Origin of the sequence: Reichenbachiella sp., assembly GCF_039969095.1 — a bacterium.
In the GTDB taxonomy this organism is placed as follows: domain Bacteria; phylum Bacteroidota; class Bacteroidia; order Cytophagales; family Cyclobacteriaceae; genus Reichenbachiella.
Map to the genome: position 1 here is coordinate 280,738 of NZ_JBDVOL010000011.1, position 16,985 is coordinate 297,722.

The following is a 16,985-nucleotide window of genomic DNA, read 5'->3' on the forward strand; positions in this document are numbered from 1 at the left end:
AAATTGGCACTAAATGCTGGTATCAGATCGAATTCTTGAGTTTTATCAATCACTCGCAGCCCCTGCAAAACTTCCTAAGAAAGTAAAAACTTTGAACCCATACCAATCTGACGATGGTTGGGAAACTACCACACAATTTTATCAGAAGTATTATTCGGACAATAACTCTAGGCGAATGCTCTTTGGCATCAATCCTGGTCGGTTTGGTGGTGGTATTACCGGAGTTCCATTTACAGATCCTTTGCTGCTCGAAGAAGTATGTGAGATACCCAACTCATTCAACAAAAGAGCTGAACTAAGTTCTAGATTTATCTATGAGATGATTGATCACTATGGAGGACCAGATGCATTTTATAGCAAATTCTATATTACTGGGATGTCACCTCTTGGTTTCGTCATGGACGGGAAAAACCTAAACTATTACGACCTCAAGGATTGGCAAAAAGTATTCGAAAAGGATATGATTCAGTGGATCAAGTCACAACTGACTTTTAACATTGACACATCGGTTGCCTACAGCATTGGGCAAGGCCAGAATCTAAAATTTCTAAAACAACTCAATGACAAACATCAATTCTTTGAGGATATCATCCCAGTTCCTCACCCTCGCTGGGTGATGCAATATCGACTAAAAAGGAAGCAGGAATTTATTGACGAATATTTGCAAAAACTGGGCTGATATTTACCGTTTGTCAAACTCATTCCAATTTTAGATTCGATCTTTCCAAGATTATATATCTTGGCAGTTGGAACACATTAATTCAATCAACTATGAGCAAGTTTATCACCCTGGTTGCATTTCTAGCAACTTTTTCATTGCATGCCCAAGAAGCCTATCAATTCACTTCTGTCATTGATTTGGAAGCTACACCAGTAATTAGTCAAGGACGAACTGGTACATGTTGGAGCTTTTCGGCTTCTTCTTTTATCGAATCAGAAATTATTCGTTTGACAGGGAAGCCCATCGATCTATCAGAGATGTATACGGTTCGTCAAACGTATATGGATAAAGCTGAGAATTTCGTGATGCGACAAGGATTAGCTAATTTCAGTGAAGGCGGATTGGCACATGATGTTTTAAATTCAATCAAAAAAAATGGACTGGTTCCTAATGACGTCTATAATGGTTTGGGTGATGAAAGCAATTCCCACAATCACGCTGAAATGGTTGCAGTTCTTGAGTCTATGGTTAATACTTATGCAGATAATCCAGGTAAAGAATTAAGCAAAAAATGGAAGCCAGCAGTAGGCGCTGTTTTAGATGTTTATCTAGGAGATTCGCCTGAAACATTTACGTACGACGGAAAGTCATACACGCCACAGTCTTTTTTGGAAATGACCCAAATTAATCCAGATGACTATGTGTCGATTACCTCTTTTAGCCATGCTGAATATTACGCTCCATTTATATTAAATATCCCGGACAATTTTAGCAATGGCAGTTTCTACAACCTCCCTCTTGACGAGTTTATCAAAACGCTAGATCATTCTTTAGAGAATGGATTTTCAGTTGAATTTGATTGTGATGCTAGTGAGCCAACGTTCTCCGCAAAACATGGACTTGCCATTATCCCTGAAGATGAACAAAACAACAAGACAGCCTTGGAGGCGCTTTATCCAGAACTAAAAGTAAGTCAGCAATACCGCCAGGACGAATTTGAAAATTTCAGCACTACAGATGACCACTTGATGCACATTACCGGCCTTAAAAAAGACCAAAAAGGAAACAAATATTACAATGTAAAGAATAGCTGGGGTACTAATCCAGATCGCATTGGAAACGATGGATTTATCAACATGAGTGAATCATACATGAGACTCAAAACCATCAGCATCACTGTTCACAAAGACGCTATTCCAAAGGATATTGCTAAAAAATTGGGATTGAATTAGTAGTAATTGTACTAAATATCAATATAGTACAATTACTTATTTACATTGTACCTAATCATCATATAGTACAATTGATATCACTATATTCTGCAATGATTGCAACTACAATTTAAAGATGCGATATTGGTATTATCCAATCTAAATACATAAATCACAACAATCTATTAGTATAATACAATTTAGGAATATTACCTATAAAATATTTTAGGTAATTCTACGAATTACTTTTGTGCAACATATCATTCATATTTGTGTCAGATACTTAAACCGAACAGTTATGAAATTAGTCAGAAGATCAATTATCGTAGGTACTATTTTAATGAAAGCGATTCCATTAGCATTGTACTTGATCCTAGTTTGAGCATAAGAAATTGTAAAAGACCGCAGGGTCTTTTTTATTAGCTATAGAGAAAGGTAGTCAGAATATTGACGACTCAGATTTAGTCGTCAATAATTCGAGACTATGAAAACCTCGCACCGAATTGCCCTTTTTATTTAATCTAGGGCTCCAAACTGCCACTGCAAATTCTTCTGGATAGACGGCAGCTATCCCGCCCCCTACTCCACTCTTTCCTGCCAACCCTACCTTGAAGGCAAACTGACCCGATTCATCATAAAACCCGCAAGACAACATCAAGGCATTTAATCTTTTGACTTGACTCATAGTCAAACTAAAACCTGCATGGGTATATGCTAGTCCATTATCGCCAAAATGAAGAAAAGCCTCGGCTAGCTCTCTGCAATTCATTTCTATAGAACACTGCTTATAGTAAAATTCCAAAATGTCATCTGCGTCATTTACTATGTTGCCCTTCGCTTTCATCATATGAACAAAGGCCGTATTCAGATGCCCTGTTTCCTTTTCCGACTGAGCAACTACAGGATTGTACGAAATATCTTTAGAACCTGTCAACGATCGTACAAAGGCAAATAGATCACCTTTTGGATCTTTTAGTTCAGAAAGCAACACATCTACCACCACCAAAGCACCGGCATTCACGAACGGATTTCTTGGAATACCATGCTCATACTCCAACTGCACAATAGAATTGAATGGATTGCCAGAAGGCTCCACGCCTACTCGTTTCCAAAGTTTCTCACCAAGAAGAGAAAAAGCCATGGCCAGACTGAAAACTTTAGAGATACTTTGAATAGAGAATTTTACTTCACTATCCCCTACAGCATAATGTTCATTACGTACGGTTGTCAAATGAATACCAAAACGATCTGGGTTAACCTTAGCCAACTCTGGAATATAATTCGCTACTGTACCATCATCTGGGAGAGCATTGATTTCTACTTCTATTTCTCTAAGTATTTTTTGATAATCCATAGTCAAAATTGAAAGGATAAATTGATACCATGAAATTCCTGCACCCTTTTTTCAAAAGAAATTTAAATTCAACTATTCATTGTTTACCATCACAAATGCGGCCCAGTAATAAGGGTCTTCATATTCCTCCTTAACAGCTTTTTGCGCCTGATTAAATGCCACCTTTATTTCCTGTCCACCCAACCAATTTTTGTAAAAATTACTCATCAGTTTCATGGTTGCCTGATCATCCACTTTCCATAAACTTATGACTAAATGTTTGGCACCGGCCACACTAAAAGCTCTGGATAGCCCGTAGACTCCTTCCCCATTGACTACTTCACCAGTGCCTGTTTCACAAGCACTCAGCACAACCAACTCCGTGTCACTGAGGTTCATATTCATCGCATCGTAGGCAGTAAAAATGCCGTCTGAAGGGTTCTCAACATTCGATTCATCTTGTTGCCCAGCTCCCGCCAGCAACAACCCAGATCTCATCAACGGATTTGAAGATCTCAGCGTACGACTTGCAATATTCCCTTCATTGGACACTTTATCACCCATGAAAAACCCATGAGTAGCAATATGCAAAATAGATGGATTGGAAACTTGCTTTAAAGATTTCTCGGTGGCTAGGTTTTGTTCATAAAACTGGGTATTGATATGGTTTCGATTGAGTAATTCATCGATCGTTTTAATTTCAGTAGCCGTACCTGGCAAGGGTGCAATTTTAGTCGACCCAAATATCGGATTGCCCATCAGCACGCCTTGATTTATGGATGGATTATTATCCTTATTGAAAACTAAGACTGCACTATTTGGGATGATCTCTATCTGACGCCTATCCAATAAATATTGACCATTGGTCATCAATGAATTTAGATTCAACAAATTATAAACTCCATCGAGTGACACATAGACTCGCGACGTACCAGCTGTTTCAGCAGCCAATGGCTTCCAGAATTTTTCATACGACAAACTATCTTTCCATTTCAATCTCACTGCATTTTTATAGTACTTGATCATTCTAGACTCCAGCAAGTCTGCCTCTCCAATATTTTCAAATTGCAAACTTCCATCGCGAACAATCCATGCTCCGTACTGTCCTTTGCTATTTTGATTTTTGCCACTCAGCCTGATGATTTCAATGGCCGCTTCTCTGTCTTTCAGGCTTGTTGCCACCATCTGAAAGGTGATTTTTTTCGACTGTTCATTGATTTTTCCTGATACCCCTAGATTAACCGCCTTTTCCAGTTCATTCGCTTCCGCCTCCAGCTCAGACAAATCGATTTGCATCTCTTCAATCATAGCCTGGCTCATACTATAGTAATTGGACAAATCCTGCTTCAACAAAAGCCAATCCTGGTATTGTTTTTTTACCTCAGTGTTTTGTGTTTTATTAACCTCGTCAAGCACTTTATTCGAGTTATGAAGCAAAAGCCCCTTAGTCTTTAACCTCACTTCATAGGCATAGCCAATCGCCCCTTCTATGTCGTATCCATCTGTTGCCACGAAAGTATACATTTCTTCTAACGATGGTTTTATGGCATTCCAAAATCGAGCTTTTTCCTTCTCACTCATATTGAAGAAGAATTTATCAATGACTTGCAAGTATCCATCAGTAGCTTCTTTGTATTTGTTGAAGGCGGGTATACGCTGTCCTAAATTCCAGGCGCATGATCCTTGTTTCTGAATAACCGAGAGATACCCCTTGTGCAACACACCCAAGTTGGTCTTCCTTATCACAGCCACCTTTTCGTATTCAATATAAGCTTGATGGTAATTGGATGATTGCACCAAGTAATCCGCTTGTAGCTCCAAAGCATTGGCATAGGGCAACGAGTTTGAGCCATAATTCTTACCCAATGCGTTGAGTGCATGATTAATCAACTCCTGTAACTCGCTCATCTTTCCAAGACTCAAATAAACTTCACCCAAGTAAAGCGAAACCTGCACGTAATCAGGGTCCTTTTCTTTACCCCTCTGTTCATATTTTTTCAATGAGGCTTTCAAGAAACCCTCGGCTTCTTGAGTGCGCCCCTCCTCCAGCAATAAAAGCGCATAATTGGTCCGCACTCTAGATGGATCGAAGGACCAGCTGGGAAATTCAATTTGATCCAAGATGGTTTCCTGACTTTCCAGCAATTGAACCGCTTGCTTGCTACGACCCATTTCGTTGAGTAGCATCGCATGATTGTTGGCTACGATACTATATTCCGTGCTGTTTTTTGTTTTTTTATGAAGATAAAAACGAGATACATATTTTAGCATATCTTCGGCTGCATTGTATCTTCCCTGATCCTTTCTAAGTATGGCTAGATTGTGCAGACAACTAACGTAATGCTCACTCGTATTGCCAATATTTTCTTTCCTTGTTTCTAGTGCTCTCAGATAAAGCTTCTCGGCTACCTTATAGTTGCCAATTCCATGATAATAAATCGCCAAAGAATTAACAGCTCTTGCAAAATATACCCATTGCTCTTTCGTCAATTGAGCATTCGGGGATATCTTCTTTAAGATACGTTCAGTCCCTGTAAATCGAATATCACGATTTTCCGAAATGGAAAAAACGTCGATTGTTCGAGGATCCTTATCAGTTTCAACTTTAGGAGCGAGTTTATCCAAAGCCTTATGATAATAACTTATGGCTGTATTATAATTCCCTTTATACATATAGAAATCACCCATATTCAGCTGATGGGGAATTGAACCATTAGTATTGGACTGTGAGATTTCTCTCGATGAGGATCTCGGCACATTATCATAGGCCATTCGTACTTGGTCGCCTATGCTGACGACAAATTTGATATCATCAATTTTTAGTCGTTGTTGTGCAACTAAAGGAGATACAATAAAAAAAAGGGAGCAACAAATTATTGCTCCCTGACAAATTTTTTTTTTCATTTCGTTTGATCAGAAAGTAGTATCCAAATATTTTAATGTTTCTGCCGGGTTATTCATTTTGCGCAGCCCTTTTTGTGCTTCAGATTCCATTTTTAAATAATCAATCGACCCCATCAATTCGGCTTCCACTTGTTGATAATTAGCTCCTGGGATATACATAGCCGATCTATTTAATTCAGTATCTAATATAATGTGCTCCTTAGCATAGATGGCGAATTGATCAAAAGACATAAAATCAGTTCTTTCTCTTTTGAGAAGATTATCAGCGGCTCGAACTGCCTCTTCATTTCCCTCTAGTGCGGCTATAACCCTTCCTTCCGCTATTTTCTGGTCTACATAGTCCTGCCCGGCTGTCATGGCTGCTCCTGAAAAATAATTCAGTAAATCACTCCCCATAGTAGGCGTAGTTGGGTGTGGATTTCTAAAATGCACCCAATCTCCTTCGCGTTGTAAAACCTCTACGTAAGCATTATCAAAAGCTATGAATTCTTTTTGTTTGCCATCCACAGTAACAAAAACCTGACTAAGAGCACCATCACTGGTATATTCGTTTACTGTACCTGCAGCATCAGTTATAATCACGTCTGTAGCAAACCATAATTTTGGTGGAAAGGAAATTTGAACTTCTCCATCAATGCGTTGACCGTCAGATGTAATCACATAACCATTGCTCACCACGTCTGTCTCAATCGTCTTGGTCATCAAGAAGCTATCATCTGCGGGGTCATAGGCAGCAAATTCTTCTTCAATATCCTGAACAACATCTGACGCTCCATTATTCACAAAAAACACATTAGCTGCGCCATTTATATCCTCTGCAAAAAAGAAGGTATCGTAGTCATCCTTTTTTACAGGCTTTGCCCAAGCTATCCAACCGTTTTTGGAAGTTCCATTATCGCTAAATGAACCAGGGTGAAAGTTCTGTTTCTTATCGTCAAACAGAATCACTCCATCGTTTGTCAAGTCACTCACAGCAACATCGGTCAGTCCATAAACGTCAATACTAGACTCTTCAAATTTTCTTTTATCTCCATCTACTTTTACAATAAATGTTTTGAGCATGACACCATCTTGAAATCCATTTCTTGAATTAGCTTCTTCTGTTTTTATTGTCAATTCACCTTCTACTCTCTCGCCCGATCCCATCAAAACCACAAATCCAGGTTTCGGTTCATTAAATAATCTTTGTGGAAATGCCGTTTTAGGTTCATGCTGAATCAGCCCATATCGCGCTACTTCTTTCGCTGGATATTTCTCCGGCTTATTGTCACCTATTTTGATTAGGTATTTCACAATCGTCCCCTGACTCACAATAGAAAAAGAACCCACCTTAGCTTCTCCAGACTTCAATACCACGTATCCCGGCTGAAATTCTGTTTCGAATATGTTTTGCATGTCTGGGTTTTTGAACTTGTAGATGTACTGAGGGGGATATTGAATCAGATAATCATTGACATGCCAAGAATCATAAACATATTGATCATAGGCATCTATCTCATCTTGTCCTATATCTTGTGTCGCTTCCTCCACATCCTCAGAAGAAAAGCCTTGTACGCTACCATTGTCACTCTCAGCAAACAGTACACCACCCAAATCACTATTCGTAGCAAAAGCTACCCATCCCTTTAATTCCGACTCATCAGTTAACAAAACTCTACCTGGATGGAATTTTCTCATAGGTTTATAATGTTCCAAAGGTTTTGATTGAGCAAGCATGTCATGATAAGTATCGACGTTGAGCTCTACATCATATTCCCTGACTTCATCATACTTAAGCTTTTCTGGCTTTTTAGCATACGGCTCAGTTACACGCACTTGAGTAATCATTTCAGCTTTTTTAACCAATTCAATGGACCCCGAAACTTTCTTGCCGTTTGTAGTTATCACATACCCTGGCATGGGTGTAGATTTAATATTCATAAAAGAGCTGTAGTAATCGTTTGATTCCCATGACACCAGTGACCAAAGGTTTTTAAATTTTGGATCTTCATACACTTTCACTCCATAGTTGGAAACTTCATCTGACTCAAATTTAAATGTCTCCTTTTTTGAATCTCGGATATCCAGACTCACTACTTTTCCATTCACCTCCTTCAATCTCAATCTCCCTTCTATTTCATTTCCAGACCTGGTTTTGATATATCCAAAACTGGTAGAGCCAGTTCGAACATTTTTATATGCAGTAAATGGAGATTTATCTACTTCACTCCAACTAAACAATGTTGGTGTGTCATTTATACTCGAATTGGAAAGTCCATATTCATTCAGACTTTTAACCATGAAATAATATTTATCTCCTGAGTTAGTTTTAATTCGCACACCAGACACCTTCTCATATGATGACCCAAAAAGAGAAATCTGCCCATCAAGAACAGTTCCATCCCTGAGGGTCACATATCCATTATCATAGACAGTCTTATAGTACCCAGACTTGTTCTGTTTTACTTTGTAATTACTCTCAGTACTGGTGTTGGTTTGTGCTACAGATGAATAGACAATAGACAGGTATAAAACGATTGCGAACAACCTTGGTGAATAGTGCATGTAAAGTTCAGTTTGTTGATGATTAATATAGAAAGATAAAAAAAACGACAAACAATACCGCATACACCTACCATTGATCATATGGCGATACCAATTGTATTGAGAGGTGATTAAGTCTATTGATGTATTCATCACTAACCACTCCATTTTCTATCGACACATGTACATGCCCTTTGAAATCCATACCCAGATATTTCGCCGTTAAGCTAATAGGCTCCGCAAACCACTCGTGATAATAATCACCTTCAGTCTGGCTGATCAAAGCCATCGATTTCCCTCTTAATTGTCTACCTATATCTTTTTCAATAGTTAACAGATCAGAAATCCGATCTAAGAATGTCTTCACTTCGGCACTCATAGTATACCAATAGATCGGTGTGACAATCACAAGTGTGTCATAGTGATTAATGAAATCTTCAATCAGGGGTAGAAAATCATCCTTATGATTTTTATGATCATAATCGTAGTAGGAAATGTCTTTTTCACCAAGATCCACCACTTCACTTCCAGATATTTCGGCAAAGGCTTTGGTTACTAATGTGGTATTTCCATTTTGATGCGAACTCCCGATTATTGACAGGATCCGAGTTTCGTTTTTATTCATCTGATTTGAGTTTTGTCCTGCGTAAGTAACGAGGAATCAAAACTTGTGCATGAAGATTCACATCAGAAGAATTGATGAATCAATTGAATCTCTTGATCAGAGTTAGTTGAAGCGAATTGCAGCTATTGGTTTGATTCGGGACACTACGGTCATGGGGATACCTAGTGCCAGAGATACAACCAGGAATGTCAACACATTAAGTCCAATGAGCGACTCATAATCCCATGATATAGGTACATAGTACATGTAATAGTTAGCGGCATCTAGCGGCACTAGTTGAAACTGATCTTGCATGAATGCAATGACGAAGGCTATCAAATTTCCATAAATCAAACCTTTAGAAACCAGAAGCATGCCTTTAAAAAGGAAGATTCGTTTCAATTGTCGCTTGCTCGCCCCTAATGCTTGCAACACACCAATCATATAAGTGCGCTCTAAAATAAGTATCAACAATATGGAAATCATATTGAAACAGGCGACTATTAAAATCAAGCCTAGAAATACGGTGACGTTCTGATTGAGCAGGCCTAACCAATCAAAAATTTGATTGTACTTATCACTTACTTTATCAACATATAAATCAGCGTCAATCGCATTAAAAAGCACATTTTCAGCTTCGTCTATTTGTGATGTTTCTTTTACAAAAACTTCAAATCCTCCAACTTGGTCTTCATTCCAATCATTCAGTCTTTGGATCATTCGTAGATCGCCAATGATTACACTTTTATCAAATTCTTCTAATCCTGTTTCATAAATTCCAACTAAAGTCAATTTCCTGAATCGAGGCGGATTTTGAACGAAATGAATCATAAACTGATCCCCTAATTTCATTCTAAGTTTGTTAGTGATGTGCTTGCTAAGAATGACTTCTGAAGAATAACTTTCTTCAGGGTGTTGAATAAACCTCCCAGCTTTCATGTTTACATTAAATCGAATGGAATCAAACTGAGTATCCACACCTTTAAAGACGACTCCTTCTACTTCTTCGCTTGTTTTGATTAGACCTGGCTTGAATGCAAATGCTTGTACGTGATCTATAAATTCAAATTGATCTTTTTTCAAATAAAAATCTGAATCAAAACTGATTGACTTTTCATCTAATGCATTACCCATATTGTATTTGGTAATCTCTAAATGGCCTTTGAAATTGTAAATTTTTTGCTTGATGGTTTGCTGGAAACCTCCCAAAATAAAGAATGCCAAAATCATAGCCGCTAGCCCAACACTGATACTAATAACAGCCAATTTCGATATGATTGATGAAAAGGAAGAATTGGCTTCCGAAGTGATACGTTTAGATATGAAATAAGGAAAATTCAATTTTTACAATTACATTCGTTATATGCTCCAAAATGGGGTGTAAAATAATTAAATCAAAACAATTCTTTTGATCCAAATCAAATACTTTAATCTCGTTTTGTCTGTGACCGTTTGCTTGGTCGCCTTTAGCTGTCAAGCAAAGAAAACCGAAAACCAAGCCATAATAACGGGAGCAGAACAAATTCATCAATACTTGCCAAAACTCAAGGACAGATCTGTAGCACTCCTTGTCAACCATACCTCTCTGATAGGCGAAGTTCATTTGTTGGACACCTTGCTATCTAGAGGTGTAAATGTGGTAAAAATATTCGCTCCAGAACATGGTTTTAGGGGCAATTTGGCTAATGGCGAGCAAGTACTTGATGCGCATGACGCAAAAACAGGATTGCCTCTTGTCTCTCTTTATGGTAAAAACAAAAAACCATCTCCAGAGCAACTTGAAGGAGTAGATATAGTGGTATATGACATTCAAGACGTTGGCGCTAGATTTTATACTTACATCAGTTCTATGCACTACATGATGGCAGCATGTGCCGAAAATAACACTGCTTTCCTACTGCTGGATCGGCCAAATCCAAATGCGCATTATATAGATGGGCCAGTACTTGAAGAGGCTTATGCTTCTTTTGTTGGGGTTCATCCGATTCCTATTGTCTATGGCATGTCAACAGGAGAATTAGCAACAATGATTAAAGGGGAAGGTTGGATCAATCAAGCCGACCAGCTCGATTTATCAGTGGTTGAATTAAAAAATTGGAAACATTCAAGCATTTTTGATTTACCCATATCTCCCTCTCCCAACCTTCCAAATGGTCAATCCATTGCGCTCTATCCTTCGCTTTGCCTATTTGAAGGCACAGATATAAGTATGGGCAGAGGAACAGATTTTCCATTTCAAGCCGTTGGATATCCAGATCCTGCCTATGGCGATTTCCAATTTACTCCTAGGAGCATAGAAGGAGTGTCAAAATATCCTCCCCACAAAAACAAGATCTGTTATGGGAATGATCTCAGATCTATAAACCCACCCAATCGAATAGATCTTGCTTATTTGATCCAGTATTATCAGTTATCAAAAAATAAGAGTGAATACTTTAATGCCTTTTTCACTAATCTATCGGGCACAAGAAAATTAAGGAAGCAAATTGAAGAGGGATGGTCTGAAGGGGAAATTCGAGCCTCTTGGCAAGAAGATTTAAATAAATTCAAAGCCAAAAGACAGCAGTATTTGATTTATGAATAATCTGCACTACTCGGTTTCCAGGCCTGCCGATTTCCAGGCATTCATTCCACCATCCAATTCATAAACATTGTCAAATCCAAGGGATTTCATTGTGGCAAAGGTTTTTCCACTTCTCCCGCCCGATCTGCAATAAATATAATAGGTTGTCTTTTTATCCAATTGACCTAATAGCTCTTCAAAATCTTCACCATAGAAATTTAACTGTTCAGCAGTTGGAACCATACCTTGCTCCACCTCTTCGTCTGTTCTTAGGTCAAGAATTTTATAAGTATTTGTTTCTTTTTCGATTTGAGATTTAAATTGCTCTGGAGGTAACTTTTCGGCTACCTGAGCAATACATGCAACATTGAATAAGAGTAACAATGAAATAATTAAAACGTTTCTCATCTTGGTCAACTTTAATTTTTGCTAATATAATTATTTCCTTTTATGACTCGCAACACAATCATTACAACTGAAAGAACCTATTTGAGTTCACCAGATACTCTTGAGCTTGATCAAATAATAAAATTAGACTCAGATCCTGAGATCATGCGCTACATCACTAAAGGAAAACCAAGATCAAGGCAAGAATCTGAAGAATGGATAGCAAAAAGACTAATTGATTTTAAAAAACATGGATTTGGCCTCATGCCAGCATACCTCATAGCAGATGATTCATTTATTGGGTGGGGTGGTCTGAAACACTTCGATAACACTTCCAAAATTGAAGTGGGCTATCGCTTGGACAAACCTTATTGGGGAATGGGCTTCGCCACAGAAATCACCAAAGGAGTCATAGACTATGCATCTAATAAACTGGGTCTCAAGCAATTGGTTGCTGTAACGGATCTAGAAAATGAAGCATCAAAAAAAGTGCTACTTAAAAGTGGATTTAAGTACATTTCTCAAGCCTTTCATTACCAAACTGACGTCGATTACTTTGAATTAAATTTCTAAAAATTCCCGGAGCACTTTTTTAACTCAAACATTTCTAAATATTTTTACGTAGTTAACTACGTTTCTTAAATACATTATTTTATGGATACAGTCAAACAACTTGGAGAGCTTGCCTTGGGCAGTCGTCTTAAAAGACTCAGCGATGAAATCATGAAAGATGGTAAAAAGATCTACGCTGCCAACAAGATCAATTTCGAACCCAAATGGTTTCCTGTGTATTACACCATTTCTCAATCCCAAGACATCACAGTCACTGACATTGCTGATGCCATTGGTTTCAAACATCCATCAGTCAGTCAGCTTGTCAAAGAGTTAGAAAAAAACAATCTTATAGAAAGTACCGCTAGCACTAATGATGCTAGAAAACGCAACTTGAAACTATCAAAGAAAGGTCTGGCATTATATCCAGGTATTGAGTCTATTTGGTCTGACATCTCAAACGCACTTAATGAAATGATCAGCCAGCACACCCACAATATTCTCTGTGCTCTCGAACAATGTGAAGACGATTTTGAAAAAATACCTATGTTGGAAAGGGTACAAACGCATCGCAAAGCTCGTCTCATGAGTCAAATTGAAATCATCGATTATGAACCAAAGTACGCCAAAGATTTTCTTAGGCTCAACGTAGAATGGATTGAAAAATATTTCAAAGTAGAGGATGAAGACAGAAGAACCCTAGAAGATCCAGATCAATATATCATTAAACCTGGAGGCGCTATCAAACTGGCCAAATACAAAGATGAAATAGTTGGTACGAGCGCATTGATGAAAATTGACAATGAAGTCTATGAGCTAGTCAAAATGGCCGTAACGGAAAAGTGTCAAGGATTGCAGATCGGGAAAAAACTAGGTCTCTCAGTTCTGGAAAAAGCAAAAGAACTGGGTGCTTCCAAAGTCATTTTAGAATCCAATAAAAAGCTAACACCAGCCATTAACTTGTATAAAAACTTAGGGTTTAAATCTGGGCAGCATTTCGGTGATAAATCCGTTTATGAAAGGTGCGATATCGAAATGGAATTCCTGATATAATCGTATCTTACCCATCAATTTTTTTATGTCAAACTCATCTAGTAATCAGAAAAAAGGGCTTGTTTTCGCTTGTCTCACTGCCCTCCTTTGGGGATTTTTGGCCATCGCACTAAAAGTGGCAGTCACTGAAATTGATCCTATTACGGTATCGTGGTTTAGATTTACAAGTGCAAGTATTCTAATATTTGGTTTCATCAGATTTAAAAATCCTAAGGAATTTTCAGCGCTCAAAAAATTTCCATGGTTGGCACTGTTGGCAGCAGCTGGCCTTTCGCTCAACTACGTTGGATACATCACTGGCATCCAACTTACCGGGCCTACAAATTCTCAAATCATTATTCAATCTGCACCACTATTACTCGGGATCATCGGAGTGATTATATTCAAAGAGAAAATCACAAAAAGACAATTGGCAGGAATTCTGATTGCAATCATTGGATTTTATTTTTTCTACCTTAATCAATTGAGTAGCACGGCTACCAGTGGAAAATCTATTTACAACAGTGGTTCTGTCTATATATTGATAGCAGCACTGTGCTGGGTGGTATATGCGGTGAGTCAAAAAATTTTGGTTCGAACATATCCGGTAAGAGTAATAAATTTTATTCTTTTCATTTTTTCCACATTTGCTTTGGCTCCTATGGTCGATTACCAAAGTATTTTCCAAATGAATATAGGGATGTGGTTTTTGATGTTGTTTTTAGGTCTGAATACGCTCTTAGCGTATAGCTTTTTGGGTGAAGCATTTAAACATGCAGATGCAAATAAAGTAGGGATCATAATAACATTAAATCCTTTGATCACCATCTTTGTGATGAGTGCATTAGCTTATTTAGAGGTTACTTGGATAGCGACAGATGTATTGTCGCTACCAGGTTTTATAAGTGCATTTGCGGTTTTGACAGGCGCAATATTAGCAGTTAAGTCCAAATAGCATTTGAAAACAAAATAATATTTGTACTTTTAATCTATGAGTAGAATTATTACCTACAGACTATTGGTGATCATACTTTTGGCCAAATTTTCAGTTGGGTTTGCTCAATCCTCTTCTGAGGTTTTTTTATTTGAGCTTAGTCAGGAAAATGGCAATTATAAATTGGCCAAACCAACCAATATATCCAATAATGAAGGATATGATAATCAACCAGCGTTTTTGAATAATGAAGAATTAGTTTACGCGGCTACTTTTGACAATCAAACAGACATCGTCAAGTTAAATTTTGTCACTAAAGAAAAACAAAGATTAACCAATACACCAGGTAGTGAATTCTCTCCTAAGCCCACTCCTGATGGCAAATACATTTCTGCAATTATTCTTGCCAAAGATGGAAGTCAGGTACTAGCCAAATACCCACTAAAAGGCGGACAGCCTAAAATCATACCTTCTTCACAGAAAATCGGCTACTACTGTTGGTATGACCGAAAAACAGTTTTTTCGTTTGTAGTAGGGTCTCCTCCTTCGCTCCAAGAATGGAATACAAAAAACTCACGATTCAAAATCATCATGATGAATCCTGGAAGATCATTGAGTCGTATACCAAACCAAAAAACTGTCAGTTTTATTCATAAAGAATCAGATGATATTTGGTATGTAAATAGCTATGACCCATCGACGGACAAGGTTACTTATATAACAGAGTGTCTTAAAGATGCCGAAGACATGACATGGGCATCTAATGGCACGGCTTTTATGAGTAGCAAAAAGGAAATTTACAAATTCAACCCATCAACTGATCAAAACTGGATATTAGTTGCCGATATGGATACTTTCAACTTATCTGAAGCAACTAGACTTGCCGTTAGTCCAGATTTAAAATGGATGGCGGTTGTTATAGGAGAATAATTTACAGAAGTATAATCTCTAATATCGATTATAACATTAATTTTACTGTATTCAAAACTGATATATCCACCAATTTATTTTCGTTTTGAATTGAAGAATATTAAATATTAAAATTACTACAAATGAAAATTTCCAATTATCTCGTTGCGCTGGCTGTAGTCATTGGCTTAAACAGCTGCTATCCGAGTGAAGAAATTCCGGTTTCTGATTTAGACATAGTCATTACATATAGAAATGAAGATGTCAATTTTTCAAATTATCAAACATACGCTATTTCGGATGTTCTTTTTGATCCTGATTACGAAGACTATAATGGTGAATATGATGACAGCCTTATAGAACAAATAAGAACGAACATGAACAGTCTCGGATATTCTGAAGAGGCTGATCCTACAAATAACACTCCCGATTTGGTAATTGTTCCTGAACTTATTTTTAGTGACAATTATATCGTAGGAGGAGGTGGCTGCTATTATGGATGCTGGGGATACCCTGGTGGCGGATGGTGGGGAGGATATCCTCCATATTACCCGCCTACTTATGTGGTTTCCTATTCTGAAGGTACTATTTTGATTCACATGATTGATCCTTCACAAAATGGACTAGTGGATAATTCATATTTAAGCGCATGGAACGGAGCTGTAAATGGATTATTAAGAAAATCAATTAATGAGAATCTTCTTGATGGATATGTAGATCAGGCTTTTGCTCAATCAGCTTATTATTTAGAAAAATAGAAATCTATACTCAAATGAAAAAATATATATTAATAGCTCTAGTCATAGGACTAGCAAATAGCACTGTATCAGCCCAAATGTCTGTTTTCAAAATGGATTGGAATATTGGTTTCCCTATGGGGGATATGGGTGATTTCATCGAAGATGAAAGTTATCGAGGCTTCAGAATTGGAGGTAGAGCATTTATCTATGACTATTTATCAGTTGGTGGTGAAGCAGGATGGTCTGTATTTAACAGTTCATGGGAAGGTGTTCAAAATGTTGATGGTAATATTGATGTTTCCGGCAAACAGTTCAGATACATGAATATGTATCCAATTATGGCCAATGCGCACTACTATTTAGGTGATGATGGTGGCGTTCGTCCATATTTAGGAACCAATGCAGGAGTCACTTTTATCAATACCAGAACTGAAATTGGACTGTGGGCCATATCTGAAACATCGACGCACTTCACACTAGCACCAGAATTAGGAGCACTTATTCCTGTAGGAGTAGCAGGTGCTGGCTTAAATATTGGTGCCAGATATGATGTTTCCTTCAAGACGAATAAGCTGGATATGAATGTCCAGACTTTCTCTTTATTCTTAGGATTTATATTCCTGAATTAATTC

The 16,985-nt window shown here is 37.8% G+C and carries 15 protein-coding genes; 9 read left to right on the plus strand and 6 right to left on the minus strand.

All coding sequences use genetic code 11. The features are described 5' to 3' along the window. The first annotated feature begins 13 nt into the window (after nt 1–13). A complete protein-coding gene (locus tag ABJH98_RS09805; protein ID WP_348307488.1) occupies nt 14–679 on the plus strand; it encodes a uracil-DNA glycosylase family protein in 666 nt (221 codons plus the stop codon). Between the two features lie 92 nt (nt 680–771). Beyond that, nucleotides 772–1,893, plus strand: coding sequence for a C1 family peptidase (locus ABJH98_RS09810; RefSeq protein WP_348307489.1), 1,122 nt, complete (start codon nt 772–774; stop codon nt 1,891–1,893). A 418-nt stretch (nt 1,894–2,311) separates the two neighbouring features. On the opposite strand, the gene ABJH98_RS09815 is transcribed toward ABJH98_RS09810, so the two are convergent. The 5 genes from ABJH98_RS09815 to ABJH98_RS09835 all read right to left on the minus strand — a co-directional run bounded on the left by ABJH98_RS09815 (nt 2,312) and on the right by ABJH98_RS09835 (nt 10,502). Beyond that, entirely contained in the window at nt 2,312–3,226 is a 915-nt protein-coding gene (locus tag ABJH98_RS09815) for a glutaminase (protein WP_348307490.1), read from the minus strand. A gap of 72 nt (nt 3,227–3,298) precedes the next feature. Beyond that, complete coding sequence (locus ABJH98_RS09820) at nt 3,299–6,109, minus strand: CHAT domain-containing protein (RefSeq protein ID WP_348307491.1); 2,811 nt, start codon at nt 6,107–6,109, stop codon at nt 3,299–3,301. 9 nt (nt 6,110–6,118) lie between these two features. Next, entirely contained in the window at nt 6,119–8,653 is a 2,535-nt protein-coding gene (locus tag ABJH98_RS09825) for a hypothetical protein (protein ID WP_348307492.1), read from the minus strand. Between the two features lie 67 nt (nt 8,654–8,720). Continuing rightward, nucleotides 8,721–9,257: an NAD(P)H-dependent oxidoreductase gene (locus ABJH98_RS09830; RefSeq protein ID WP_348307493.1), complete on the minus strand. Its 537-nt coding sequence runs from the start codon at nt 9,255–9,257 to the stop codon at nt 8,721–8,723. 102 nt (nt 9,258–9,359) lie between these two features. Next, nucleotides 9,360–10,502, minus strand: a complete 1,143-nt coding sequence (locus ABJH98_RS09835) for an ABC transporter permease (protein ID WP_348307494.1) — start codon at nt 10,500–10,502, stop codon at nt 9,360–9,362. Between the two features lie 142 nt (nt 10,503–10,644). Here ABJH98_RS09835 and ABJH98_RS09840 point away from each other — a divergent pair, with 142 nt between their 5' ends. Beyond that, complete coding sequence (locus ABJH98_RS09840) at nt 10,645–11,820, plus strand: DUF1343 domain-containing protein (protein ID WP_348307495.1); 1,176 nt, start codon at nt 10,645–10,647, stop codon at nt 11,818–11,820. Between the two features lie 6 nt (nt 11,821–11,826). Here ABJH98_RS09840 and ABJH98_RS09845 read toward each other — a convergent pair whose 3' ends face one another. Next, nucleotides 11,827–12,207, minus strand: a complete 381-nt coding sequence (locus ABJH98_RS09845) for a rhodanese-like domain-containing protein (RefSeq protein ID WP_348307496.1) — start codon at nt 12,205–12,207, stop codon at nt 11,827–11,829. Between the two features lie 42 nt (nt 12,208–12,249). Between ABJH98_RS09845 and ABJH98_RS09850 the strand changes: the two genes are divergently transcribed. The 6 genes from ABJH98_RS09850 to ABJH98_RS09875 all read left to right on the plus strand — a co-directional run bounded on the left by ABJH98_RS09850 (nt 12,250) and on the right by ABJH98_RS09875 (nt 16,982). Beyond that, nucleotides 12,250–12,759 (plus strand): GNAT family N-acetyltransferase, encoded by a 510-nt coding sequence (locus ABJH98_RS09850; RefSeq protein WP_348307497.1) that lies wholly within the window; start codon nt 12,250–12,252, stop codon nt 12,757–12,759. Nucleotides 12,760–12,840: 81 nt separating this feature from the next. Further along, entirely contained in the window at nt 12,841–13,791 is a 951-nt protein-coding gene (locus ABJH98_RS09855; protein ID WP_348307498.1) for a bifunctional helix-turn-helix transcriptional regulator/GNAT family N-acetyltransferase, read from the plus strand. 25 nt (nt 13,792–13,816) lie between these two features. Further along, nucleotides 13,817–14,725, plus strand: coding sequence for a DMT family transporter (locus ABJH98_RS09860; RefSeq protein ID WP_348307499.1), 909 nt, complete (start codon nt 13,817–13,819; stop codon nt 14,723–14,725). A 36-nt stretch (nt 14,726–14,761) separates the two neighbouring features. Continuing rightward, nucleotides 14,762–15,634, plus strand: coding sequence for a hypothetical protein (locus ABJH98_RS09865; protein WP_348307500.1), 873 nt, complete (start codon nt 14,762–14,764; stop codon nt 15,632–15,634). 122 nt (nt 15,635–15,756) lie between these two features. Next, nucleotides 15,757–16,371 (plus strand): DUF4136 domain-containing protein, encoded by a 615-nt coding sequence (locus ABJH98_RS09870; protein ID WP_348307501.1) that lies wholly within the window; start codon nt 15,757–15,759, stop codon nt 16,369–16,371. A gap of 14 nt (nt 16,372–16,385) precedes the next feature. After that, on the plus strand, nt 16,386–16,982 hold the full coding sequence (locus ABJH98_RS09875; protein ID WP_348307502.1) for an outer membrane beta-barrel protein: 597 nt from the start codon (nt 16,386–16,388) through the stop codon (nt 16,980–16,982). Nucleotides 16,983–16,985: the final 3 nt, after the last annotated feature.